Annotated in this window: 24 protein-coding genes; 4 read left to right on the plus strand and 20 right to left on the minus strand. The window is 62.4% G+C overall.

Annotated features, from left to right (window positions below; all coding sequences use genetic code 11):
- Positions 1-85: 85 nt before the first annotated feature.
- The 9 genes from EJP67_RS32950 to EJP67_RS32990 form a co-directional block, all read right to left on the minus strand.
- Positions 86-490 (minus strand): hypothetical protein, encoded by a 405-nt coding sequence (locus tag EJP67_RS32950; RefSeq protein WP_126025919.1) that lies wholly within the window; start codon positions 488-490, stop codon positions 86-88.
- Positions 487-921, minus strand: a complete 435-nt coding sequence (locus EJP67_RS32955) for a hypothetical protein (protein ID WP_126025920.1) — start codon at positions 919-921, stop codon at positions 487-489. Before EJP67_RS32955 ends, EJP67_RS32950 begins: the two co-directional genes overlap by 4 nt.
- On the minus strand, positions 918-2,228 hold the full coding sequence (locus EJP67_RS32960; protein WP_126025921.1) for a hypothetical protein: 1,311 nt from the start codon (positions 2,226-2,228) through the stop codon (positions 918-920). The genes EJP67_RS32955 and EJP67_RS32960 overlap by 4 nt, the downstream gene beginning before the upstream one ends.
- 61 nt (positions 2,229-2,289) lie before the next feature.
- Positions 2,290-2,571 carry a hypothetical protein gene (locus EJP67_RS32965; protein ID WP_126025922.1) on the minus strand — a complete coding sequence of 94 codons (282 nt, stop codon included), beginning with the start codon at positions 2,569-2,571 and terminating at the stop codon, positions 2,290-2,292.
- Positions 2,568-3,284, minus strand: coding sequence for a hypothetical protein (locus EJP67_RS32970; RefSeq protein WP_126025923.1), 717 nt, complete (start codon positions 3,282-3,284; stop codon positions 2,568-2,570). The genes EJP67_RS32965 and EJP67_RS32970 overlap by 4 nt, the downstream gene beginning before the upstream one ends.
- Before the next feature lie 2 nt (positions 3,285-3,286).
- Positions 3,287-3,655 (minus strand): hypothetical protein, encoded by a 369-nt coding sequence (locus tag EJP67_RS32975; protein ID WP_126025924.1) that lies wholly within the window; start codon positions 3,653-3,655, stop codon positions 3,287-3,289.
- Between the two features lie 3 nt (positions 3,656-3,658).
- Positions 3,659-4,252 (minus strand): hypothetical protein, encoded by a 594-nt coding sequence (locus EJP67_RS33855; RefSeq protein ID WP_206169594.1) that lies wholly within the window; start codon positions 4,250-4,252, stop codon positions 3,659-3,661.
- A 146-nt stretch (positions 4,253-4,398) separates the two neighbouring features.
- Complete coding sequence (locus tag EJP67_RS32985; RefSeq protein ID WP_165909775.1) at positions 4,399-5,283, minus strand: putative adenosine monophosphate-protein transferase Fic; 885 nt, start codon at positions 5,281-5,283, stop codon at positions 4,399-4,401.
- A 2-nt stretch (positions 5,284-5,285) separates the two neighbouring features.
- Positions 5,286-5,528 carry an antitoxin VbhA family protein gene (locus EJP67_RS32990; RefSeq protein WP_126025926.1) on the minus strand — a complete coding sequence of 81 codons (243 nt, stop codon included), beginning with the start codon at positions 5,526-5,528 and terminating at the stop codon, positions 5,286-5,288.
- Positions 5,529-5,641: 113 nt separating this feature from the next.
- Between EJP67_RS32990 and EJP67_RS32995 the strand changes: the two genes are divergently transcribed.
- The 4 genes from EJP67_RS32995 to EJP67_RS33010 are packed head-to-tail and all read left to right on the plus strand — an operon-like array spanning position 5,642 to position 6,809.
- Positions 5,642-5,935: an AbrB/MazE/SpoVT family DNA-binding domain-containing protein gene (locus tag EJP67_RS32995; protein WP_126025927.1), complete on the plus strand. Its 294-nt coding sequence runs from the start codon at positions 5,642-5,644 to the stop codon at positions 5,933-5,935.
- Between the two features lie 35 nt (positions 5,936-5,970).
- Positions 5,971-6,297, plus strand: coding sequence for a type II toxin-antitoxin system PemK/MazF family toxin (locus EJP67_RS33000; RefSeq protein WP_338067740.1), 327 nt, complete (start codon positions 5,971-5,973; stop codon positions 6,295-6,297).
- Between the two features lie 25 nt (positions 6,298-6,322).
- Complete coding sequence (locus EJP67_RS33005; RefSeq protein WP_126025929.1) at positions 6,323-6,559, plus strand: hypothetical protein; 237 nt, start codon at positions 6,323-6,325, stop codon at positions 6,557-6,559.
- A gap of 13 nt (positions 6,560-6,572) precedes the next feature.
- Positions 6,573-6,809: a DUF3717 domain-containing protein gene (locus EJP67_RS33010; protein ID WP_126025930.1), complete on the plus strand. Its 237-nt coding sequence runs from the start codon at positions 6,573-6,575 to the stop codon at positions 6,807-6,809.
- A gap of 388 nt (positions 6,810-7,197) precedes the next feature.
- On the opposite strand, the gene EJP67_RS33015 is transcribed toward EJP67_RS33010, so the two are convergent.
- The 11 genes from EJP67_RS33015 to EJP67_RS33065 all read right to left on the minus strand — a co-directional run bounded on the left by EJP67_RS33015 (position 7,198) and on the right by EJP67_RS33065 (position 22,980).
- Positions 7,198-7,920, minus strand: coding sequence for an SGNH/GDSL hydrolase family protein (locus EJP67_RS33015; RefSeq protein ID WP_126025931.1), 723 nt, complete (start codon positions 7,918-7,920; stop codon positions 7,198-7,200).
- A 29-nt stretch (positions 7,921-7,949) separates the two neighbouring features.
- Positions 7,950-9,971, minus strand: coding sequence for a YadA family autotransporter adhesin (locus EJP67_RS33020; RefSeq protein WP_126025932.1), 2,022 nt, complete (start codon positions 9,969-9,971; stop codon positions 7,950-7,952).
- Positions 9,972-10,124: 153 nt separating this feature from the next.
- Complete coding sequence (locus tag EJP67_RS33025) at positions 10,125-10,838, minus strand: TraX family protein (RefSeq protein WP_126025933.1); 714 nt, start codon at positions 10,836-10,838, stop codon at positions 10,125-10,127.
- Between the two features lie 13 nt (positions 10,839-10,851).
- Positions 10,852-13,419: a DNA topoisomerase gene (locus tag EJP67_RS33030; protein ID WP_126025934.1), complete on the minus strand. Its 2,568-nt coding sequence runs from the start codon at positions 13,417-13,419 to the stop codon at positions 10,852-10,854.
- 6 nt (positions 13,420-13,425) lie between these two features.
- Positions 13,426-15,606 carry an LPD7 domain-containing protein gene (locus tag EJP67_RS33035; protein WP_126025935.1) on the minus strand — a complete coding sequence of 727 codons (2,181 nt, stop codon included), beginning with the start codon at positions 15,604-15,606 and terminating at the stop codon, positions 13,426-13,428.
- Positions 15,603-16,457 carry an OmpA family protein gene (locus tag EJP67_RS33040; protein ID WP_165909776.1) on the minus strand — a complete coding sequence of 285 codons (855 nt, stop codon included), beginning with the start codon at positions 16,455-16,457 and terminating at the stop codon, positions 15,603-15,605. Before EJP67_RS33040 ends, EJP67_RS33035 begins: the two co-directional genes overlap by 4 nt.
- A complete protein-coding gene (locus EJP67_RS33045) occupies positions 16,411-17,184 on the minus strand; it encodes a hypothetical protein (protein WP_126025937.1) in 774 nt (257 codons plus the stop codon). The genes EJP67_RS33040 and EJP67_RS33045 overlap by 47 nt, the downstream gene beginning before the upstream one ends.
- Before the next feature lie 47 nt (positions 17,185-17,231).
- Positions 17,232-19,448, minus strand: a complete 2,217-nt coding sequence (locus EJP67_RS33050) for a type IV secretory system conjugative DNA transfer family protein (RefSeq protein WP_240650858.1) — start codon at positions 19,446-19,448, stop codon at positions 17,232-17,234.
- A complete protein-coding gene (gene virB11 / locus EJP67_RS33055; RefSeq protein WP_240650859.1) occupies positions 19,445-20,692 on the minus strand; it encodes a P-type DNA transfer ATPase VirB11 in 1,248 nt (415 codons plus the stop codon). The genes EJP67_RS33050 and virB11 overlap by 4 nt, the downstream gene beginning before the upstream one ends.
- Complete coding sequence (virB10, locus tag EJP67_RS33060; protein ID WP_126025938.1) at positions 20,673-22,097, minus strand: type IV secretion system protein VirB10; 1,425 nt, start codon at positions 22,095-22,097, stop codon at positions 20,673-20,675. Before virB10 ends, virB11 begins: the two co-directional genes overlap by 20 nt.
- 10 nt (positions 22,098-22,107) lie before the next feature.
- Positions 22,108-22,980 (minus strand): TrbG/VirB9 family P-type conjugative transfer protein, encoded by an 873-nt coding sequence (locus EJP67_RS33065; protein ID WP_126025939.1) that lies wholly within the window; start codon positions 22,978-22,980, stop codon positions 22,108-22,110.
- Positions 22,981-22,983 lie beyond the last annotated feature (3 nt).

Raw genomic sequence — 22,983 nt, forward strand, 5'->3', positions numbered from 1 at the left:
AAAAAAGACCTCCCGAAGGAGGTCGTAAAACTGCCGAAGCGGGGGAGGGAGGAGGGGAGGGTGCTCCGGCAGGGAATCGTGGCTTCTAGGAGCGTTTCTGGAGGCGCTTGCGGCCTTCCGTCAACCAGGCGCGCGCCTCTCCTTCATTTCCGATATCGATCGCAGCGAACAACTCGGCCAAGCCGCCGATCACATCCGCCTTAGCCAATGTGCCGGCGCGGTAGTCGTCGAGCACGTGGCCGATCAACGCATCGAAGTTGTTGTGGTCCTGCTCAGTCAGTATTCCAGGGCGTTGCATCGTCATCCTTTCCTTGTTCGGGTCGTCAGTCTGGCCACCAAGTTTGCGGGTCACGTCAGAAGTTAATTCGTGCACGCAGACTCCAGTTTTGTCGTTGGTCAATAATTCACCCAAAGCTTTGCCTAAAGCCTCTCGATCTTCTGTAACCAGCCAAGTCACCCAATTGTTCGCGGCTGCGGGGGCATGGGTCATGATTGGGCGCGGTTGTTGTTCCCCTGAAAATCCCCGAAGGCTTGGTCAGTTCCTCTGGTCAAGCCGCGCTGCGCCTCGTGCAACGCGTTCTCTATGTGCACCTGCACCGGGACATCGACCCCAGCTCGTTCACATAGCTCAGCTGCCTGCGACAACGCCAGCACTGCGGCTTTTACGGCGATGATCGCCTTGCTTTCTGCTTGCGTATCGACGGCGCGCCACACAAAGACCACTTCTGGTGCCCAGTGCAGAGAGTCGTTTTGCGATCGGAATAGGTCGTTCTCGTAGCGACCACGAACGCCAAATGAATCTGGATCTCGATCCACCATGGCGAAAGTCCAAAAATGAACCGCCTGCCCATTGGCTGGGTGTTGGAGTTCCGTGAAAACGAGCTTGGATTTCGGCACCGCTCTTGCATCGTTAACAGTCATGAATGCTCTCCATCGCGCCCGGCCTGGTCGCCGCCGAGAGCAGGCAGCTTCACTACAGGGTTCGCGGGATTCAGTAGTGTCGCGGGGTCTGTGTCGCTGTACAGCGCCTGGAGGCGGGTATTCAGGTCGCCGGCCTGGTCGACGTGGCTCGATGTCACCCGGCAGATACTGATGCCGAGCTTGTCGAGCGCAGCGATCACGTGTTCTGCAAAAGCGATGTCCGCGCCATCAAGCATTCCGGTTTGCAGTCGTTCATGAACCTTCTCCGCCAACTCTGTTGGTCCCAGATGCCGCCACCTCGCGACAATGACTGCGTTCCCGATTTCGGACTTCACGGCGAAAGGGATCTGCGCCGCAATCCCGCCATGTACCAGCTCAAAGCCATGCTGGAATGCTGTGTACTGGAAGGCTTGGAGCATCGCTTGCCACATATGCGCATTCGTAATGTTGTGCACACTTGCAGCAAGATCCTCAGACACTTCCGCCGTGTCACCGGCCATTGGGGGAGTCGGTTGTTGCGTTGCTGCTGGAGCCACAACGTAGCCATTTGGGAGCACGACAATGTTGCCGGCCGCCGCCGTCTTAAAGTGCTGGCGCAGCCTGCGGTGCAGGTCTTCGGTGTAGTGATTCCGATACCCAGGCAATGATGCAAGTGGCCCTGTCGATACGACGTAGAGGCCGTAGCCAAATGCAATCAGGGCGATCGCCAGCGACGCAAAGCGTCCGGCAATCTCGGGTATCTGTTGAGCACCGCCATTCCCTAAGTAGCGAAGAAATTGGCTTGTCGCATCAGGATTGACAAAGACCTGAATGACCAGCCAGCTCCAGAATGCGGCCAGCGGTATCGCGACTAGCAGAACTCGAAGAACGGCAGTCGCAGATGAAATCACCGTCCAGATGACGTTCAGGAGCTGGGCAATCGCATTCCAGCTTCTCCGGTGCACGAGCTGCTGCATCGTCGCGAATTCCCGATCGCTCATGCGCCCGATTTCCACGCCATTCATTTCCACGCGCCAAGCCTGAGCACTCTCGGCGTCGATCCGGGCCGTGTAGCCGGCGTCCTTGCGTTGGAGGTACGACGCGACGGCAATGCTGCTCAGCGCAGCCGTGGCCACACAGATCAACACATCGAGCCACGTCCACCCGCGAAGACTGACGAACGCGGCCGAAACGAGAAGCGCAGCGATGGTGGCGAACAGTACCGCGCCATAGCCTGGCCAGGAGGCTTCCAACACCGAGGCGGATGTGGATCTGCTGCGTGCGGTCGACGTGGCAACAGTGCTTGGGTCAAGAGATTCGTCTGTCATTTTGCTTCCCTGAACTAGTTATTAAACATAATTACTCTTGTATTGCAACTCAGTTGCGATATCACATGATGGCTACGAAAGCAACGTAGACCAACAGGCCAGCGCATAGCAGCCATCCGGCCGCGATCCACGAGTACCACGAAGAGCTACGTCGCTTCACGTCCTTCATGCCTTCTTCAATCTCGGGATCGAAGCGAAAGCCTTTCTTCTTCTGCTCCCAGAGAAAGAAGGCGGCGTGCGCAGCGAGGAAGGCCTTCAACAGGCAGAAGGCGGCCACTGCAAGGAGTGCGTACCGGATGGACCACAGGTACTCTCCTGCGACGGCGGTGGTGGCGTCAGTCATTGGGGCTGCTCGACGATCTGGCCGAGTGCGTTCATTTCGAGACGACGCCCTTTCAAGCTCGCGCTGTTATCGAGTGCGTATCGCACCGCCGTATGCAAGGGTGCTACTCGCTCCGCGAGCTGGGCTCCGCCCTGACTACGCAGCGAATCCATGATTCCTGCTCTAACGGCCTCGATGTCGTCGGCCGCCCCCAGGTGCACAACGTGGCAGTTCCATCGCCGCAAAAGCCGGGTAAGAACTTCAATCTGCTCGGCCACGATGTGCTGCCTGGCGTTGGCTGCTAACGCTCGCTCTCGCGCAAGCTCACGTTGCAGCTCGGAGTTCTTCGCAAGTAGCACATCCACGGTGGCATTGAGGCTTTCAGTAGGTTCACTCGCGGCACCGCCTCCGAGCAAGAGTGTCGATGTGGAATTGGATTGGATTGTGTCCGCCATGCCGAGCCTCTGGGTCGCTACAGCCCAGACGCTGCGCATCTGATTCCGATCAGCGTACGAAAACGCTGGCCCAGTTTTTTCCACGACCTCATCAAATGTGGCCGCATGCAAAAAGTCTGCGCCGACCGCGTCAATGAGTCGCTGCGACTCTTCTAGCCAGAAATTCGATGCCGCGCTTGGCATGATGCTCGCACTAGTCACGTAAGTTGCTCCCTTCTGAAGCCGCAAAGTCGGGCTGCGGCCGGCACCCTGTATCTCAAAATCCTGCAGCATCGTCACCTCTAACGAGGGTTAAATGCGGGTGGTTGCATTCGTGGTTCCCCGCCGAGCTGTGCGCAGCCAAAGTAGAGAGATTCCAGGTTCTCCAGTGACGGTCGCGCGCCTGGTGTGGAGGCATTGGTAAAGCCCTCCAGAACCCACTTCATCACATAGATCTCGTCCATCAATGAGCTCGCGCGAAAGGCAATATCGCCAACTTCGAGGGCATCTTGGGCAATGTGTTCGATCCGATCGAACCACTGGGTTTGTCTGCCAAGCGTGAAGCCGATGCCATCGTTTCGTGCCAATACTTCGCCAATCAGGCCCATGTAGCGAATCGTGATGAGCGTCAATCGATCGATGCCGTCATCGGTCTTGATTGCATAGCCCATCTCTCAACTCCTGGGCTCCGCTGGGTACAGATCGCTCTCATATCCGCAGGGCTCGTCGAAAAATGATGGCCCGTCGACGGCACGTTCGTACTTGAATGAATACCCGAAGTCGTCGTCGTGTTCGCTTCCCTTTTCTTCGCCAACCTGAAGCCGCGAGCGAACGATTTCGAGCTGATTGACGATGGCCGTCTTGTTGCTTCGCCGAGTCCCCTGAAGCTTAATCAGGACCTGCTGGAGGGGGTACGCATGCGCCTTCCAATCAGGGCTTGGCTGCGCTGGTGCACGCTCCGACAACCGAGGTGGCTGAGTCGGCAACGGCTGGGGCCAGGCGCGCGGTACACGGTCTGACAAGAAAGGGTGCAGCTCGTGTAGTTCGAGGCCCAAGGTGCATCGCACACCTTCAAAAAAGGCATCATTGCCCTTGATCCAGCCTTCGACCCATGGGTGGCTCTGCATGAAGCTGGGCGCCTCGCGGAACAGCACTTCGAGCAATTCGCGGTTCTCATCAATCCGCTTGAATAGCCCACCGGTGTCATTCCGAGTTGTCGCAAGCACTTCGAGCTTTTTGAGCTTTGCGCTCTTGAAGAATCCGAACATCTTTCCCCCTACTTCCCCAGCCGCAGAAATCGGGTCGCGGCCTTCGCCCGGTCGCGCATAACATGCGCGCAACAAGCGAAGTATGCGTCAAATGCAGGAGCGAGAGAGGCGTGGAAGCAGCGGAAACAACACGAAGGCCGACGGATTCACCGCTCTGGCGTCGACGGTCTTTGCTTTCCTGCTTCTGCTGGATTCTTGTGCTCTGGCGGCTGCTGCACAGGGGAAGCACGTTCCGCTTTCGGCTCGGGGGTCTTGCCGGCGTCGAGTGCCTTGGCCACGGCGCCCTGCGCCTGTGTCAAATACTTGCTCTGCAATGAGCCATCCCCAGGGAAACGCTGCGCGTAGGCATCCCGAACTGCTTCAAGGCCCGCATACGTGCCCTTCAGCTCCGGGTGTTTCGCCACCGCCTCGGCTTGCGGAAGATGCTCAAAGGCCACTGCGCGCGCCGGCCGGATCGCGTCGGAGAAGATCTGTTTGACGCCTTCGAGGTCGCCGTGGAAACTGCGCCTTGCCGCTTCGTTCCACTGACCCTTGGCGTTGTCGATCCGTGTCTGGTCCAGCTCGTATCCCGCGTCGCGGGCGATCTGACCGATGAATTCACGGGTGGCTCTCCCATTTCCCTCTCTGAACGGGTGCAGAGCGTTGTACTCTGAGTAGTAGTAGGCCAGCCGGTCGACGAACTCCGGCTTTTCGAGCCCGCGGAGGTTGCCTTCCTTCTCCAGCTCCTTCGTGAGTGAGCGCGCTTGGCTCTCGATGAATGCGGGCTGCGCAAACTGCGAACCGCCCTTGGCGATGTTCACCGTTCGCAGCTCTCCTGCCCATTCGTACACGTCTTGGAACAGGTGCTTGTGCGTTGCTTGCAACTGCGCCAGGTCATGCTTGCCACTGATCGGTTTCTCTCGCAGCTCGGCAGCACGCAGTGCGGTGGCTTCGTACTCGAACTCGGTCAGCTTTGCATCGTCGCGGATGTCCTGCTTATTGCGAAGAACTCGGGTGCCGGGATAGCTGTACGGGTCGCCGAACTCGCGCACGATCAGCGCCCCCGAGCGGTGGCTACCTTCGGGCGAGCTGCCGCCAGCGGCGGCGTGTCTTCATGTGTGTGCGTGCGGCCCGTTGCGCGCGCTGCACTTGCCTTCACCGCCTGGTCGTATGTCAGCTTGCCTTCGACCACGGCCGCTGCGTCCACGAGAAATTCGGGGGTTGGCTTGTGCCCCTCGATGCGAGTGTTCGCAAGCGCCTGAGTCATCGCGTACTGGCGTTCTGCCTTCGTGCCCATAACGTCCTCCATGACGGTAGTTTGAACGCGATTTTACCATGCCAACGTATCTACGCGTTGCTACATCGAGCGGAAAAGTTTATACTTGTCTCAACATTTTCTAGGAGTCAAGCATGCCGAATAAAGCAGCTCTTGTCGCTGTCGAGCAGAAGGTGCAGGAGTGGGGCAATGGCCTCGCCGTCCGCATCACATCGCCCGTGGCCAAGGCCGCGCATTTCAAACTCGGCCAGCCGGTCGTGGTCGAGGTCGTCGAAGACGGCATCCTGCTGCGTCGCCTCGGGGAGCCGAAGCTGTCGCTGTCGCAGATGCTCAAGAAGTTCGATCCGGCAGTGCATGGTGGCGAGGCCATGGCCTTCGCGCCGATCGGCGTCGAGGCGGGGGCCTCCAGCGCACACGAGGTTGCTTGATGGCGGGAGTGTTGTGGGTGCCTGATCGTCGTGACGTGATCTACATCGACCACAGCCCGCATATGGGCGACGAAATGCCTGGTGAACATCCGATGCTGGTGTTGTCCACCAAGGCCTTCAATGACAGGACCAGCATCGTCATTGGCTTGCCGATGACGCACTCGCCGATGAATGCAAGCAATCCGTTCGCGGTGAAGCTGACGGTGAAGAAAGGGACAGCGGATTCGTACGTCCTGGCGCATCAACCCAAGTCCTTTGACTGGCGCGCTCGGACTGCGAGGCCGCATCCCATGGGGCAGGCATCGCTTGTCGATTTTCAGGACTGTTGTGACCGGCTGAACGCGATCATTTCGATTTGCTAGCCGGCATCGAAAGGGAGAGTACAAAATGAACCGTGCCACTCTGCATCTTGACCCCGACTTCGGGACTTCTCTCGTGAAGGCCAGGAACGCGCTCGCCTTCGTGCTCGCGGTGCTGACCGCGCCATTCCGGTTCGCAACGGCCGTCGGCCGCGGCTTCTTCCGGACGGTCCGCGCGGCCTTCCTCGGCGCGCTTGGGCTGGCGCTGGTGGGCTGCGTGGCCTACGGCCTGTTCCGGGTCATCCTCTACCCTCTGTTCCACTGAGGGAGCCGGCGCTATGTCCGCCGTGCTTGTCGACCCGCAGCAGCTCACTTTCGGCGAGCTGGACCAGGCGCTATCCCGCTGTATGGCCGCTCATCCGCCAGAGGGCACCGATTTGAAGATGCACCCTGACGCAAACCGGATGGCGGACCTGTGGGCAGCAATGACGATCGAGCGCAGAACGAGCGTGCCGCTCGCCGAGGTCGACCCCCGTGTGCTCGAAGCCTTCGAGCGCTGGTTTCTCCCTGCTTAGCCCCCGCATCACGCGGGATCGGCCCCCTTCCCCCTGCCAGCCTTATCCACCGCCCGCCGCTGACTGCGGCGCCTATGGAAAACCCACCTCGTGCAATCCGCGAGGTTGCGGTGGGTTTCCCACAGGTCCAGCCCGTGGATAAAGCCTTCAGGATCTTGCAACGCCATTTCCGACGATGCGCCGGCAAGCACCGCCCGAAATGGCGATGGTGGCCACCCTGCTCGAGCACCGCCGTTTCTGGCGAGTCTCTACGCTTGGCGGCCTCTCCCCTACCAGCGAACCACCGCGCAGAATCCACCTGCAGCATCGCCGTTCGTGGCGATGGTCGACGAAAAAGGCCGACTCCCCGAAGGAAGCCGGCCTTGACCTGGTGGCGCCGTACAGGTCGCTAGCGGCACTCTGGCGCGAGGCCGTCAATGGTTCGTGCAAGCTGCTCTGTCAGCCTCGTGGAGTACGGCTGCGCCGGGTGAACGTCATCAGCGAAATCCGTGCTATCGCGAGTGAATGGGACAGATCCCCAGTTCGCGAAGGCAACACCCTCTTCCTTCGCAACCCGGCTTGCAATCGCGTCGTAGGCGTCACGCTGGTCGACGCCTTCACGCACGTGGGAGAGGCCGGTCACGATCGCCGTCTTTTGAAGTGCCTTGACCCGTTGGACCATGGTCCGCAATGGCGTCTCGTAGTCGAAGCCATTGCCCGCATCGTTCAGGCCGTGCTCGATGACCACGAAGCGTGATGTGATGCGGTCGTTCATGAAAAAGGGCAACCGGCGTGTCGCATAGTCCCCAGGTTCCGTGCGATCGCTGACCGTCACCAGCGGGCGTATCCTCACCAGTCCGACCGCTGGCGGCTCCTGCAACCGGCCAGGTCCTGCCCCCGTGATGTTCGTCCCGCCATAGAGGATTGAATCGCCATACAGCGTCACCGAGCAGTCGACCGGCGAAGCGGTCGAGCTCGATGCGCCGCTGTCCTGCGCCGGCGCAGCAGCCGTCGCCGGCACCGATGTGCTGGCGACTGGCAGCATGCCCATTGCAGCACCGCCACCACCACCTCCGCCGCCGCCGCCGCATCCGACGTTCACTGCGGCCACGACGGAAAGGATGACGAACAAGGGGAAGCGCCCGAGGCGCACGCCGCCGCTCACTTGAACCCCCAAGTCACGCCGACAGCCGCGCCGACTCGCGCGCTGCCACCGCTGGTCCAGGAAACCCGTGCGTTCACCAGCACGTTGTTGCTCACGTAGTGATTCACGCCGACCGCGATCGCGTTCTCGCCGCCGTATGTGCCCACCGCGGCGCTGACGCTCGAATCACCATCAGCACGTGCATTCGGCACCAGCGCAGAGGCCGCCATGGCGATGGCGCCAACACCCGCGATGCGCCTCGACAGCTTGGCGTCCAGCCCGTTGATGCGGTTGTCCGTGTACGCCTGGCCGGCATTCGAACTTCTGTCCACCATGGCAGTGACTTGCCCCAGATTCGTCGCGTCAGTCGGTGCCACACCAGGTGCGACGTTGGTGATCTGCCGCTCTGCTCCAGCGCTGCCAACAGACACGCTGTTGTCACGGCTCGCCACCGAGCCCGGGCCGATCGCAACCGAGTTCGACCCTGTGGCCGAAGCGGGTGGCAGGTTGCTCGGGTTCGTCGCTGCCAATGTGCTGCCGATCGCGCCGAATGCACTGCCGACGTTGTTGTAGGTCACGCCGTTGATCGTGTAGCCCGGTGCCGAGACGGTGCCGGTCTTCGCGTCGTAGGTCGATCCACCGCCGAAGTTGGCGGCCGTCGACGAACCGAGGGTGTTCACGTTAACGCCAAGCGCATTGAGCGCGGTGTTCGTCGCGTTGAGCTGGCTACCGTTCACCGCATCTGTGCTGGTCCCGGAGATCCGGCCAGCTGCCACATTCGTGACGGTCCGTTCCTTGCCCACGTCGCCGACACTGACAGTACTGAGCGGCGCCGTGCCTGCGAAGGCGTAGTCGTTCCCGTTGATCGTTGTGCCCTTGGTGGCGACGGCCGCGGCGGACACCGAGTTCGCTCCGAGAGCGACATCGCCGTTGTTGGTGGCGATAGAGGACTGCCCGAGAGCTACGCTGCTGTCCCCTTTGGACTGAGCACCATGGCCGACGGCGGTAGATGCAGTTCCACTGGCATTGCTGCCAGCGCCTACAGCGGTGGAGTAGACCGCCGAGCTGATCGCGTTAGAGCCGAAGGCTGCGGCACCGTCTGCGGTCGCCTGGGAGTCTTGCCCGGCTGCGACTGAATTGCTTCCAGACGCAACCGAACTTGGGCCCATCGCTGTCGCTCGAAAACCCGAGGCCTCGGCGGCGGTACCGCCCATGCCGTTGGACGCGAAGTACTTTGTTTTTTCGTCCGTGTAGGCCTTCGAATCATTGAGGGTCTGCGTCGCGCGGGCATCGGTATACGAGTTGGCTTGATTCAGCGTGGTGATGGCCTTCGCATCGGTGTAGGCCTTCGAGTCATCGATGGCCTGAGTCACGCGGGAATCGGTGTAGGCCTTGGAATCATTCAGTGTGGTCGTCACTCGCGAATCGGTGTACGAATTCGACTGACTGACGGCCTGGTTCACCGCCTGGCCGGACTTCGCATCCGTGTAAGCATTGGCTTGGTTGAGCGTCGAGGCAAGCCCGCCATTCAGTTGATCGACGTTCACGGCATCAGTGCCCGCAGAACCAGCCGCCACGCCGGTGATCTGGCGGCCACCAACCTCCACGCTGTTGTCGCGTGTCGTCTGGCTCCCCGCGCCGAGCGCCACCGAGTTGTTATTCGAGGCGTTCGCATTCGCACCCAGCGCCGTCGATTGATTTCCCGAGGTGCGCGAGCCGCCACCCACGGCTGTCGACTGCTGGCCTACAGGCAGTGGCGTATTCACGATGAGCCCGGTATTGGGGTCGATGCAGATGATGTTGATGCATCCACCCACGGCGACGGCGCCCTGAGCATTCGCATTGGCGTTGCCGCCCACAGCAACTGCTTGCAGGCCCGCATTTGCCAGTGCGCCTACAGCAGTACCGTTGAGCTGCGATACCGCACCCGATCCGATCGCCGTCTGCCCTGGAGTGGTAGACCCCTCGATAACCTGAGCATTGGCGAGATTGCAGGCCATCGCCGCTGTGGCCGCCAGGAGACTGAGCTTGAAGTTCATTTGTTGATCCCTGAGTTGAAGTTGTTGGTGCTGCTGTTGAATGCGTGATGCACCCGAAGACAAGATCCGACGCCCATTGCGTGAAGCCGCGAAAGCAGGGCGTCGGAAAACGCTGTCGCGGAATTGGTTGGTGACGTGCAGAAGGTGCAGGCATCACCCATGGAAAGACCTACTGAGAAGCCAGATCACCGAGAGGTGAAGCGGGTAGAAGGCGTAGAAGGCCCACCGAATGCGAGGGACGAGCAGCGTCACCTTGTCGGCGAGCAGGACCAGCGGGAGCGCAGCAAGCGCCCAGTGGTTGCGGTTGATGACCCAGAGGGCAGCGCAGGACGCCACGATGAGTACGAGGGCGCCTGCACCAGGTCGACGTGCATAGAGCCAGAAGCCCACGCAAAGCAAGACGGCTGGCCACCAGAACTCGACCGAGCTGCCGCCGATCGCGACCACGAACGCAGCGCCGGCGATGCCGATCGCACCGCCCCTGTGGAGCAGCGCGATCGCGAGGACCGCCACCAGCAACATGAACATGATGTTCAGTGGCCACCAGCCACCCAGCAGCGTGTTCAACGCCAGAAAGGCCGGCGTCGAGAGCACGCCGACAGCCAGTAGCCGGAAGGCAGTTCGGCGCGCGGCACCGGCTTCGAGCACCCCCGGCCGCGCCAGGTTGTAGGCAAGCACGAAGGCGAAGATCGGCATCACCAGGCGGCCCAAAATGAACAGCAGATGCACTCGGTCCCCGAGCAAATACTTGTTCACGTGGTCGCCCGTCATGAGCACCAAAGCGCTCCATTTCAGGGCTTCCAGCGTTCCGTCGGCAACAGCAAAGCTTCGCGGCCCCGCAGCCGCGGTCGAAATCTGAGTTTTCATGGGGGGTGCTGCGCTAAGCAGGCGTTCGTGGTTTGGCCGCTAGATCAGGCTTTCCAGCCTTGTCCGGGAAGGTCGCTTTGCACCCTTCTTTGAACCGCGTGCAACCCCAGAAGGCCCCCTTCGGACCGGGGATCGATCGCAGCTCGCCCACCTTGCACTTCGTGCATTTGTAGACAGGCTTCGGTGCCGTGTCGGGCTTGCCAGCCTTGTCGGGGAACGTCGCCTTGCACCCTTGTTCGTAGCGACTGCAACCCCAGAACGGGCCGGTCTTTCCCTTGATGCTGCGGAGTGCACCTTCCTTGCACGTCGGGCATCTGTAGACAGGCTTCGGTGCCGTGTCCGGCCGCCCCGCCTTGTCTTCAAATTTCGCTTCGCACTTGTTCGGTTCGCGATTCCAGTTCGAGCAGAACCAGTACGCCCCGTTGGCGCCGACCTTGCGGCGAAGGTGGCCCTCCTTGCAAGTTGGGCATGGGATGTCCGTCGTCAGCGGTTTCCCGCCGGCGTCCTGAAACCGCGCATCACACTTGTCCGTCTCGTGGTTCCAGTTGCCGCAGTACCAATACGCGCCCTTCTCGCCTTCCTTGCGCCTCAGCACGCCCGATTTGCACTTCGGGCACAGCGTCACGCCGGCCGCGAGCGGGAGCTTCATCGTCGCGGTCCGCGCCTGGGCCACCACGTCGGTGACCCATTCCACGGTCTGGCCGATGAAGGCCTCGTAGCTCAGCTCGCCCGAGGCAACCTTGTCGAGGGTGGCCTTGAAGATGCCGGCCCGCGCTGGCTCCTTCACCGACATCGGCAACGCTTCGATGAGCGTGCGCGCGGCCGGCGAGGTCATTTCCTTCTTGCTGCCCTCCTTCACGGGGATGACGAGCTTGCGTGCCCGCAGATCTGCCGTGATGCTGCTGCGCGTTGCCGGCGTACCGATGCCAACGCCGACGCCTTCGCCGGCGTCGGCGCTGTCCTCCACCGTCCCGAGCTTGAGGCGCATCCTCGCTTCAGGGTCATCCACGAACTTGTAGATGTTCGCCATGGCGGCAAGCGCCATCGCTTCGTCGAAGCGCGGTGGGGGCGTCGTCTTGCGGCTGGTCGACTCGCACTTCGTGCATTTCACCGCGTCCCCCTGCGCCATCGTCGGCAGCGTCTGCTTGTCGTCGGCTCTCGTGTCGGCCGCATCGGCGTCCTCATCGACCACCTCCGCATAAACGGCCTTCCAGCCTTCCGCCACGGGCGTCTTGCCTGTCGCGGCGAATTTCTCGCCATCGACATCCAATCCAACGACCGTGTGCATGAACTCGTACGGTGCAGCGAACTGCGCCAGATAGCTGCGCACGATAAGGTCGTACACGTTGCGCTCGGCCTCGGTCCAACCCTTCGGGTCGACCGCAGCCTCCGGCACCGCAGGGATCACGCCGTGGTGGTCTTGGCCTTCCATCTTCGCATCGTCGAAAGCGGCCGACTTCCGTGACGCGTCCAGCACGCCCGCCAGCCCTGCAAGGTCAGGCCGGACCTTGAACACAGCCGCCATGACACGCGGTGCGTCCGCATGCGCCGCCTGCGACAGATAGCGGTTCTCGCTGCGTGGATACGTCGTGACCTGGTAGGTCGAGTACAGCTCCTGTGCTGCCTTCAGCACCTCGGCACCGGAATAGCCGAAGTGCTTGAAGCCCTCGATTTGCAGCTCGTTCAAGGACATGGGCAGCGGAGCGAGCTCGCGCTTCTTGGTCTTCGCGTATGCCGTGATCTGCCCGGGCTTGCCTGTCAGCCTGGCTGTCAACGCCCCCGCCACGGCCGCATCCGTCAGGCGGCCCTCTTCGTCGAGGCCGGCCTGGTCCTCGGCCGGCTTCCAGCTCGCCCGGAAGGTGCCGTTCGCGTGTGCAACCGACGCCGAGAGGGTGAAATACGGGATCGGTTTGAACGATTCGATGAGCTTGTCGCGCTCCACCCAGATGTAGAGCAATGGCGTCTGCACGCTGCCCACTGGGAGAAGGCCGTCGTAGCCCAGCTCCCGACCGCGCAAGGTCATCGCACGCGTGCCATTAAATCCCACCAGCCAGTCATAGTGACTGCGCGCCAGAGCCCAGCGATACCACCCCTGAAACTTGGCCTCGTTGTTGTCGCGAGCACCGGCCACTGCCTGCCTGACCCTCGACTCGTTGTAGTCATTGACCAGCACGCGCTTCACGGGCTTGGTGTTCCCGTAGAAATGCAATGCTTCATCGACCAGCAACTGCCCTTCGGCACCAGGGTCGCCGAGGTTGTAGACCACCTCGCACGTCCGCAGCAGTTCGGCCAGCTTGGCGAGCCGCGCAGCGTTCTTCTCCATCGGAAAGATCACCCAGCGATCGGGCACCACAGGGAGGTCGACCGCCCGCCATACCTTGCGGCCACTCGCCGCCGTCGGCACATCGTTCCCGAGGTAGTGGTCCGGCGTGGCCTGCTCGAAAGCATGGCCGGACAAAGCCACGAAGGCGTGTTCGCCCTTCACCAGGTGCGTGCCGTGGTCGGCCAAGGTTCCCGGAAGAACCTTGGCCACCGCTTCGGCGAGCGTCTTCTTCTCCGCAATCCAAAGGTACTTCGTCATGCGCGCTTACCCCCTCGCCCGCTCTGGATTGCGCGCCGGCTCGCGAACGACCTCCACCGTCGGCTCGGCGCGCTGCGCGTTCCGGTCGTAGACCTTCACCAGCGGCTGACGCTCCGTCGTCCGCGCGGCTTCAGTCAAGCGATGCTTGACCTCTTCCCGCACGTTCTCGAGTCGGTTCACATCCCAGGTGTTGCGGTTCGTCACGAGGTCTGCCGTACCCGTCACCTTCCCGTTGCTGTCGCGCTGCTTCACCTGAACCGTCACAGCCTGCTTGCCCTGGTACGCCAGCGCCACTTCGTCGCCGACCACGGACTTGCTTTCGGACATGGCGCGCTGAAGGTCGACGCCCCACACGGTCTTTTCCCCTGCCGGCGTCTGAAGCTTGACGTAGTAGCTCTGCTCGTTGTCCTTGTTGTGCTCGTACGGTGCCGCGCCATGCTCCAGCACCTTTCCGACGTGAACCCGATTGGTCTGGAAGCGCTCGGCCGCCAGCTCGGCCGCCATGTCCACGGCCTTCTCCGAGTCGCCGCGCGCCCGCAGCAGCCCTTTCAAGGTTTCGACCGCCAGGCGCTGCGGCTCGCTGAGCGTGCGGTGATGCTCATCGATCACCGCCGCCTTCTCGGGCACGGAGGCCTTTTCCGGCGCTGCCACGGCCCGTTCAGGCTGCTCCACAGCCTTTGCCCTGGCCGTCGCCTGCTCAATGCTGTTCACGGCCTTGTCGGCCGCGTGCACCGGTTCCTTGCGCATGTCGGCCAGCTTGGCCCGGTCCACATCGCGCGGCTCGTAGCCCTGCACCTCCATGCCGCGCAGCGAGGCTTGCAGCCACACCTCGCGCTTGAACTCGTCGGACCCCTTGAGCTTCAGAGCGTTCCAGCCCTTCGCCTGCGCCAGCTCGACCATCGACAGCGCGATCGCCGGATCGTTGTGGTCCGTCGCCAGGCGCTTGCCCTTGTCCTCAAAGGCCAGCCGGTTCTCGTCGTCGCGGAAGTAGAACTTCGTGTCCGCCTGCAAATAGCGCTTGCGCAGCGCCTCGGGCGTCACGAACTCCTTCTTGTCGTCGTCCTGGTCCTTCGGACTGCGTTCGCGATCGACGGTGTTGGCCCGCTCTTCCGTGACCTGTTGAGGCGCCTTCGTCGACGGCTTCACCACGTCGACGTCATCCCCATCGATGAAAATCGGCTTGTCGATGTCACCCGGCCGGTACTTGTCCCACAGCTTCGCCGCCGTCTGCCAGTCCCGGCCCGCCAGGACTTCAAGGTCACGCATCACGTCGGAAAGGTCCGTCCGATCGCGCCAACCCAGTTCCTCCAGCTCGGACTTGGCCATCCGCGAATCGAGGTCCTGCACGAAACGCTCGTTCGCTTCGGCCTCTCCAACGCCAAGGGCTTTCCGAGCAGCCGCGCTGTCACGCTCACGTGTCGAAGCCACGCGCGCCATGTCGCGATCGTCGATCACCAGGTCAGGAACCGCAGGGCTCTCCTTCTCGGGCTGCGGGGATGCGCGGCCTGCAAGCGTCACCAGGGCTGCCGCGTAGGCCTCACGGCCTTCATCCTTGCCGAACTGCTCGCGAAATGCGCCCGTACCCTCGCTGGTGCGCGCCGCATCCAGCTTCAATTCCGAGTCAGTGAGCGACACCGACGTACCTGCCGGCTGTGCGCTGATGAAATCGCGCCTCGACTCCTGCGCATAGCGTTCCATCGCCTCGGCCGGATCGTTCGAGAAGTGAAGCACCTGCGCGCCCTTCCCAGCCGCTTCCAGTTGCACGGTAAAGCGAGCATGCCCGGCAACCTCGCGCGCTTCAGCGCGATGGTTTGCGATCAATGCTTCCTTGTACGCACCTTGCGTCTCCGCGATCGCCGCAATCGCGGCGGCGCCTTCCGCACGCTTCGCAGGGTCCTCGATCTTGTTGAGGAAGTCGATGTCGACCTTCGCGACATCCGCCGCGGACTCGCCCTTCAAGTGGTCCCTCGGCCAAGCAAGGGCCTGTTCGCGTCCCGTCAGCAAGGACGCCAATGGGTCATCCCCGTCCAGCTCGGCGGCAGGGCCGCCCACGGTCTTCTCCGTGCCTGGCAGTGCGGCGTCGACGACGCCGGTTTTCCCGAGCCCGGCAGGGCCGGGCTCTGCATCGCCGAAGTCCAGCTCCGCCGTCAGCGGATCGCGCGAAATCTCTTCAGGTTTGTCGCTCATTGTGTGCTCCCAACGGTCATTGCAGCGCTGGCCGTAGCGAACGCCGAGGTATCGAGGTCCATCGCTTCGATTTCGACGCGACGGTTGATGGATTTGCCTTCCGGCGTGCTGTTGTCGACGGCGAAGCCGCCCGAGGCCAGATAGCTCATGTGAATCTTGGACAGCGGCACGCCATTGCTGACCAGAAAGCGCCGCGCCTTCAGCGCGCGCAGCATCGCGATGTCGCGATCGATCGGGTTGTCGAACTCGGCATCCGTGCGGCCACGGATTTCCACGCGCTTGCCACTTCGAGCCGCCTTCAGCAGCTCTTCTTGCATCGCGTCAGATGGCTTGAAATCCGTCTTGGCGAATGGGTGGCTCACGCGGAAAACCACAGCCTGGCCACGCACCTCGACGGACTCGGTTTCATTGCGCGCGACGGGCTTTGCTGTCGAGACCTGCAGCATCGCCGGCGCCGGCGAGGTTGCCGGCGCCGCTACCGGTGCCCGGCCCTGTGCGGGCTGCGGCACCGGCATCGCTTTTGGGCGGTTTGTCGCCGCCTCCATGCTCTGAAGGACGAGGTACGACTTCAGCGCGGCCAGCTCGGCTTTCATGCTCTCGACCTGGCGGGCGAGCGCGCTGCGCTCGCGATACGCAGCCTGTTCCTCGGCATTGCGCGCCTTGTAGTCTTCGATGCGTGCTTCGCTGTTGACCGGCGTGCGGTCACTGCCGCTCGGCATCACCACCTTCGGCGGTCCGCCGCAGCCTGCGAGCATCGCCGCCACCGTCATTGCAAGAAGTGTCTTCTTCATGGTCTTGCGCTCCTTAGCGTTCGGGGTGTGCAGCGGGCCGGTCGCCGCGTTGTTGCTCATTGCCGCGCTGCGGCGCCTGGGATTGAGTGCGGGCGTCGAACTGACGTTGCTTCGACTCGCGGTACTGCTCGACCATCCGGGTCTTCACCACGTCGAGGTCGCGCGCGAAGGGCTCGAAATCGCGGCCCAACGTCTCCTTCGCGGTGCGATGAATGCGGCTGAACATTTCCTCGATCGCGGCACGCTTCGGATCGTGGAAATGGGCTTGCCCCTTGTCGCCCTGGTAGTTGATCTGCATGTTCACGTCGGTTAGCCGCTTTTCATCGGCACGACGCTTCATGTTGTCGCTCGTCTTGAAGTCCACGTCGCCGACCTGATGGACCACCACGCTGCGCTCGCCGACCTTCTGCGCGAGGTAGTCGCCGCTCGTAAAGACCGGGCCCGTGTAGCGGCCGTTTTCGCGCGAGGCGCTGATTTCCACGCTGGTGCCCCACTTCGCCTGCGCTTCTTGCCGCAACGCGTGCGGTACGTCGCGCACATCGTGCAGCCGGCGCCTGCCGGCATCCTGGCCCTGCTGGGCGGCGGAATGCGACTGTTCTGGCCCTCGCGGTGCCTGGCTGGCCGCAGGTGCCGGTGCCGGTGCCGCTTCCGCCGCTTTCCCGCTCTGGCTGGCTGGAGTGGCCTTCTCGGCCGCCGCCGAAGCCGCCTGAAGCCGTGCCGACGGCTTGCGCGGCGTCTTGGCCGGCTTGGTGTCCTCGGCGCTCTGGTTCTTTTCGTCCACTTGCATCGTTAGCTCCCTTGAGTGCCCAAACATTTAGTCGGGCTGGTTACAGGTCACTTGTCGAGAACCGACAAGTCAATTGCGCCGCGTTTCACCGACCCCTTGCGGCTAAACGCCGCTGGGGCCGATCGGGCTGCGATCACGTCGCCCGGCTCATCGAAGTAGTCATCGGGCGGCTCGTCGTCGCTCGGCGCCGAGCTGGGCGGTGCCGCCTCAGTTCCACCACCGCCCGACGCCACGGCTTCTTCTTCGTCTTCGATGACTGTCAGATGGGAAACATCGACCGGCTCGACCAGGCCGCCCTCGACCGGCTCAGCCTCGCCGCCATCGGCGTCGGCAAAATCCAGCTCGCCGAAGAAGGCGTCGACAAGGTTCTCCACCTCATCGGCCGAAGGGTTCTCCGGGTCGGAGAAGGTCGGAAGCGCGTCGACATCGATCGCCAGCTTGGCCAGGTCAATGCGCTCGCCAGGTGCAGCAGTCCGAACGCGCTGCTCCATCTTTGCCTTGTGCAGATCGATGTCGAGCAGCGGAATCGCGACGGCCAGTTCACCTTTGACCAGCGCGGCCGTTTCGAGCTGCTTCTGCGTCGGTCGCTTCTTCCCCAGCGCTGCTAGCGACGGGCTCACCGACTTCAGTCGACTGAGGAAGGTGTCGTCGTTGAAATACCGGGCCTTTTCGCAAAGGATCGGCTTGCAGTTCTCGACCATCACAATTTCCTTGCTCTGGCCAAGCTCCTTCAGCTCTTGAGGCAGCAGCAGCGCCCTGCGCTGATCGGACACGTTCTCGCTCGTCGACGCGCCGTTGCCGCCCCAGGCCCGCGGCCGGCTCACACCGGTCGATGTCGACTTCTCGGTCTGGTAGCCGAGCATTTCCGAATACTCGTTGGCGTCCTTTTGCTCGCGCGGTGGGTAGACGATTTGCAGAGCGTGGTTCGTGACGAAGGTGCGCGTGTCCTCACGGCCATACACGGATTCGAGCTGGGCGATGCTCTGCACGATCGGAAGCAATCGCAGGTTGTAGCCTGCGATGTACGAGACTGCCTTGGCCAAGATGCCGACTTTCCCGATCGCAGTGAACTCATCGAGGACCAGCAGGCATTGATGCTTCAACTCGGGGTTGTCGCCGGGCAACTCTCCCGTGTTGATGTTCACGAGCTGCGAGAAGAACAGATTGATGAGCAGCGACGCGTCCGCCAGGCGCTTGGGCTGGATGCCGATGTAGATCGACATCTTCTTCTTGCGCACCATCGACAAGTCGATGTCGGAGTAGCTGGTCGCGGCGTCGACGATCGGATTCTCGAAAATCGTCAGCGGCGCGTTCAATGTGGCCAGGATGCTGGCCATGGTGTTCTCCGACGTGTTGCAGAACCTGTTCAGCGCGTTCAAGCACTCTTCGCTCAACGCATCGTCGCCCGTCGACCGTGCTGCAACGATGTCCCCAAGGTGGTCCTTGATCGGCCGGCCTTTGCCCGACGACTGGCGCAAGACTTCGCCGAACGTGCACGGCAGCTCTGGCGTGTCCATGAGGTACAGCACCAGTCCGAGGAAGAGGCTTCGGGCCTGGTCGTTCCAGAAGGCGTTCTTCGGGTCGTCGCCCGGGTAAAGGGCTTGCCCGATCGCCAGGATGTCGCCCACGCGGAAATTGCGGTTCCGATTAACGCCGTCGAGCGGGTTCCACCGGTGGCTTTTGCAGTCTTCAGCGAAGGGACTGAAAAGAAAGACCTCGTGACCGTGCTTCGCCCGAAAGCCGGACGTGAACTTGAAGTTTTCAAGTTTCACGTCGAGCACCACCACCGAGCCGTCGTAGTTCAACAGGTTCGGCAGCACGATGGCGACGCCCTTCCCCGAGCGCGTCGGGGCCGCCAGCAACACGAATTGCTGCCCACCGAACATCAGGTATTGACCCTGATACTTCCCGACGATGATCCCCGTTTCACCGTACAGGCCGGCCTCGCGCACCTCGCCTGAAGTCGCGAACCGGGCATCGCCATGGAGCGAGCGGCCACCATTGCGGACTGCGCCGAGCACGAAGAGCGGAACCAGGTAGACGGCCCCAAAGGCCACGCCCGCTGCCAGTTGCAGCCGCTTGCGCTGCACTGGATCGTCCTTGTACCAATCCCAGTAAGTCCACCAGGTGTCGAGAGACAGATCTTCCGGGGCGGTCTTGTTGAGAAGGAAGTAGATGGCGCCAGCGATGTACTGGGCAAGGAAATAGCCCAGCATGATGTAAACGAGGACCGCGAAAGCGATCGCGAGCTTCTTGCCGTTCATGCTGTCCTTTCGGAGCGATGCAGCGTGGCATCGCCGAACCGTGCCGCCAGCTTCGCAACTGGGTCGAAGTGAACTTCGGCCACGTAGCGTTGCTTACTGATCGGCTTGTCGTTGTCGTCGAATTCGACGTGCGCCACCATGTGCACGATCACGTCGATGGTCAGCGCCACCAGGCGTTTCAACGCGTCAGCGTCATAGATCGTGGCCTGCTCGTGTTCCTTGCACATGAACACGTACCGCTCGGTGGCCAACGCACAAGACTCCGCGTGGTACGAGGTGATGGAACCGCTGTGCCCGGTGGTCAGCAGCTTGAGGAAGTCGAAGGCCTCGCCACCGCGCAACTCGGCCAGCAGCACACGGTCCGGCATCATCCGCATGTTGGCCGCGATGAGGTCAGTCGGTGTGACCTTGGCAACGCCCTGGCCGCCCTTCGAGTACAGAAGGTGCACGCGGTCGTCGTGCCCCGGCAAGAACAGCTCCCGCACGTCCTCGATGGTCACGATCCGCTGCATGGCCGGAATGCTCTGGCACATCGCCTTCATCAAAGTCGTCTTGCCAGATCCGGTATCGCCGACTACGGCGATGTTCTTCCGCTCGCGGACCGCCAGCTTGAAGAACTCCATGAGGCGGTTGGCCTCAAGGTGCTCGATCAGTCGTCGGTCCATGGGCGACAGGTCGTTGCGCCGTGCATCAAGCTGCTTCGAGCGGCCCCACAGGAAACGATCGAATGCGCCTTCGGCCTGGTATTCCGAGAGTGGCTTGATCGACTCGCCAGGGATGCGGATTGAAATCGAAATGGTTTCCGGCTCGACTGCCGGGGACAAAACGACCTGAATCCGTTCACCGTCGGGCAGGCGCGCCGACATGATCGGCTTCATCGGACCTATTTCCTGATCCGTGAAGGTTGCGATCGTCTGTGCAAGCGCCACCAGCCGCTTCAGGGTCAGCTCGGGCGCGTCAATGCGGTGCCGGGCTGCGCCGGCCACCACAATCACCTTGCCCGGCTCGTTGACAAAGATGTCGGTCGCGCCCGGCATGTCGAGAAACGGCCGGAACGGCCGCATCAGTTCGCGCACCATCGCATCCCGGCCGAGAAGACCGTTGCTGCGATTGGAAGGTGCGGCGTTCACCGGCATCACGTCGCCAACCTGACGCGTGATAAGGCCTGTGTGAAGCGCCTGAACGACACGCTCAGACGCACCACTTTGAGCGGGCTTGCCCACCTCAACGGGGTCGAAGCGCATACACCGTCCCGAAGTCAAGATCACGCGCCACGAAGATCGAAGCCCGGTCGCCCTGGTTCTTGTAGAGCGTCGGCTTGATGTTGATGGTGCTGGCCAGAATCTTTTCGGCCAGGCTGCTGCCGGTCTGCTGGCTGTTCTGTAGCACGACCGTGCCGCCCTGCGCAGTCGTTCCAGTGCCGGTCGACCTACCCGCTTCCGTCGTCTTGTAGGCGATCGCGTCCTGCACCAGTGAAAGCATCACAGCCGCGCCGATACGCTCGAACCAATGGTTGTCGATGTAGCCATCCAGACCGGAAGTGCCCAGGCTGTCAGCGGCCGGCGAATTCAGGTTCATCACGACACCATTCGGCGTCTTCACCCGCGTCCACAGCACGAAGATGCGCTTCTGGCCCTGCTGCATCGCTGACATGTATTCGCCAGTCGCTTCCGAGCCGCGCTCCAATAGAAGCACGCGCCCGTTGTCGCTGTACACGTCCGAGCTGATGACGCAGGTCGCCATGCCAGTCACCTCGTTCACAAGGCGCATCGACAGACCGCAGTCGATCGTCCGGCCCTTCGGCAAGATCATGTTGCGATCGCCCAGCATCCCGGCCTGGACCATCGGCGTCGCCGAGGGCGTCAACAAACTTCCGATCGAGCCTTGAGGGCTCGCCGCGCCGCCACCGCCGCCGCCAGTGCCACCAGCGCCACCAAGATTGACCGTGCTGCCTGGTGCGCTGCCGAAGCCGCCCGCCGCTTGCTGCCCGGTCGTCTTGCCGAGAATGTCTTGAACCATTGCCAGCGTTTGCATCGACCGCTCCGACGGGCCAGCAGGCGCGGCACCGGCCAATGGCTTGCTCGGCACTGGAACGATCACATCGCCCGCATACCGACTCGGTGGTGGCGTTGTGGCAGCGCCCTGCGGCTGCTGCGCGCCGCTTTTGACCTCCGGCACGACCTTCGCAGGCCCGCCAGGGGAAATCACGCGCCCGTCCTTGCACACGCGCATCGCTTGCCCCGACGGCGCCAGCATTGCGTTGCCGTCGGGCCCGACCAGCACCACGCCAGGCGTGCCGTCATCGCATGGGCCACCCTTGGCATCGATCTTCGGTGCGCTCTCGGCAAACTGGGGATCGCTGTCGAACTTCCTGCGCAGCCCGACAAGAGCGGGTCGGTTCTCGTTCTTGTCGTCCTTCGATGCCGCCGCGTCGCGGGCATTCGAGAACGCACGCCACTTGTTAACCGCGAACAAGCCGCCCACCAGCACGATCGCGAGCAGAAGGACCACGAAGATGACCTTCGGCAGCATGTTGCTCGAAGAGCCGCCCCGCGAGTTGACCGACACGATGCCCAAGTCAGCCGGCTGGCCCGTTGCGCCTGACGAGCTGATTGCCGCGCCCGTGCCGTTGTTGTTGTCTGTTGCCATGTTCTCTCCCTTACCGGATTTCGCGCTTCAGGCCATCGACCGTCACACCATCCTTCGGTGCGACGCCGAACGGGTCGTATGCGTCATTCCAGACGCCCACAGTCGCCTCCCCGAGGCGCAGCACGAAGCGCCTCCCGGTCCGTTCCACGACCGCAAGATCACCTTCCATGTGGAAGTTGACGCGGCCCTCTTCTTCGGACGGCGAGATGTAGTAAATGGAAGGGACTTCCCTGTTCGCAGGGAACTGGAAGTAGGTGAAGCGGCCGTCGTCGAAAACGAGCGTGGGCGCAATCTCGTCGCTGCCCTTGAGTACCTGCATCGAGTACTTCCAGTTCCTCGGAACCGGCTTCGCCGTCTTCACCAGCTCGTCCACCACGGCCTTCTCGTTCACAGGAGCCGGCGTCCCAGAGAGCGCGAGCACCGAAGCCAGCGGCGGCAGCTCGATCGGATAGCGAAAGATGACGCGAAACATCGGCTCCGCCGTGAGCTTTCCGGCCCGGCCGGTCGGCGAATCCTTGAGCACCTTGAACTCGAAGCTGTAGTCGCGCTTGTTCGTCTTCAGCTCAAGGTTGTTCGCCGTCGCGTTGTCTTTGGGCTTTACCCAAATCTGATTGGTGCCGATGTCGGCGCGCACGCACCACTCCGACTGCGGGTTCGAGCAGTCGGCCGGGAAGCCAGTCGCCGCGACCTCGATCTTTTCGTCGTCAGCGAGGATCAGTCGCGTGACGGCACCACGCCGGGTCGACACCACCGTCACGTCGTCTTTCTTGAAGGTGACGTAGCGCACGCGGGGGTCAAGATCGCTCGCCACCGGAAGGTCGGCCGCATGCACAGCCGCGCCAGCGGTAAGGGCCATGAGCACGCTTGCAAAGAGCTTTTTCATGGT

It is taken from the genome of Variovorax guangxiensis (assembly GCF_003952165.1).
GTDB lineage: Bacteria > Pseudomonadota > Gammaproteobacteria > Burkholderiales > Burkholderiaceae_C > Variovorax > Variovorax guangxiensis.

Coding starts and splice junctions, on each gene's coding strand:
- EJP67_RS32950 (WP_126025919.1), bottom strand. CDS start 490: ATGACCCATGCCCCCGCAGCCGCGAACAATTGGGTGACTTGGCTGGTT.
- EJP67_RS32955 (WP_126025920.1), bottom strand. CDS start 921: ATGACTGTTAACGATGCAAGAGCGGTGCCGAAATCCAAGCTCGTTTTC.
- EJP67_RS32960 (WP_126025921.1), bottom strand. CDS start 2,228: ATGACAGACGAATCTCTTGACCCAAGCACTGTTGCCACGTCGACCGCA.
- EJP67_RS32965 (WP_126025922.1), bottom strand. CDS start 2,571: ATGACTGACGCCACCACCGCCGTCGCAGGAGAGTACCTGTGGTCCATC.
- EJP67_RS32975 (WP_126025924.1), bottom strand. CDS start 3,655: ATGGGCTATGCAATCAAGACCGATGACGGCATCGATCGATTGACGCTC.
- EJP67_RS33855 (WP_206169594.1), bottom strand. CDS start 4,252: ATGTTCGGATTCTTCAAGAGCGCAAAGCTCAAAAAGCTCGAAGTGCTT.
- EJP67_RS32990 (WP_126025926.1), bottom strand. CDS start 5,528: ATGGGCACGAAGGCAGAACGCCAGTACGCGATGACTCAGGCGCTTGCG.
- EJP67_RS32995 (WP_126025927.1), top strand. CDS start 5,642: ATGCCGAATAAAGCAGCTCTTGTCGCTGTCGAGCAGAAGGTGCAGGAG.
- EJP67_RS33005 (WP_126025929.1), top strand. CDS start 6,323: ATGAACCGTGCCACTCTGCATCTTGACCCCGACTTCGGGACTTCTCTC.
- EJP67_RS33010 (WP_126025930.1), top strand. CDS start 6,573: ATGTCCGCCGTGCTTGTCGACCCGCAGCAGCTCACTTTCGGCGAGCTG.
- EJP67_RS33020 (WP_126025932.1), bottom strand. CDS start 9,971: ATGAACTTCAAGCTCAGTCTCCTGGCGGCCACAGCGGCGATGGCCTGC.
- EJP67_RS33025 (WP_126025933.1), bottom strand. CDS start 10,838: ATGAAAACTCAGATTTCGACCGCGGCTGCGGGGCCGCGAAGCTTTGCT.
- EJP67_RS33030 (WP_126025934.1), bottom strand. CDS start 13,419: ATGACGAAGTACCTTTGGATTGCGGAGAAGAAGACGCTCGCCGAAGCG.
- EJP67_RS33035 (WP_126025935.1), bottom strand. CDS start 15,606: ATGAGCGACAAACCTGAAGAGATTTCGCGCGATCCGCTGACGGCGGAG.
- EJP67_RS33040 (WP_165909776.1), bottom strand. CDS start 16,457: ATGAGCAACAACGCGGCGACCGGCCCGCTGCACACCCCGAACGCTAAG.
- EJP67_RS33045 (WP_126025937.1), bottom strand. CDS start 17,184: ATGCAAGTGGACGAAAAGAACCAGAGCGCCGAGGACACCAAGCCGGCC.
- EJP67_RS33050 (WP_240650858.1), bottom strand. CDS start 19,448: ATGAACGGCAAGAAGCTCGCGATCGCTTTCGCGGTCCTCGTTTACATC.
- virB11 (WP_240650859.1), bottom strand. CDS start 20,692: ATGCGCTTCGACCCCGTTGAGGTGGGCAAGCCCGCTCAAAGTGGTGCG.
- virB10 (WP_126025938.1), bottom strand. CDS start 22,097: ATGGCAACAGACAACAACAACGGCACGGGCGCGGCAATCAGCTCGTCA.
- EJP67_RS33065 (WP_126025939.1), bottom strand. CDS start 22,980: ATGAAAAAGCTCTTTGCAAGCGTGCTCATGGCCCTTACCGCTGGCGCG.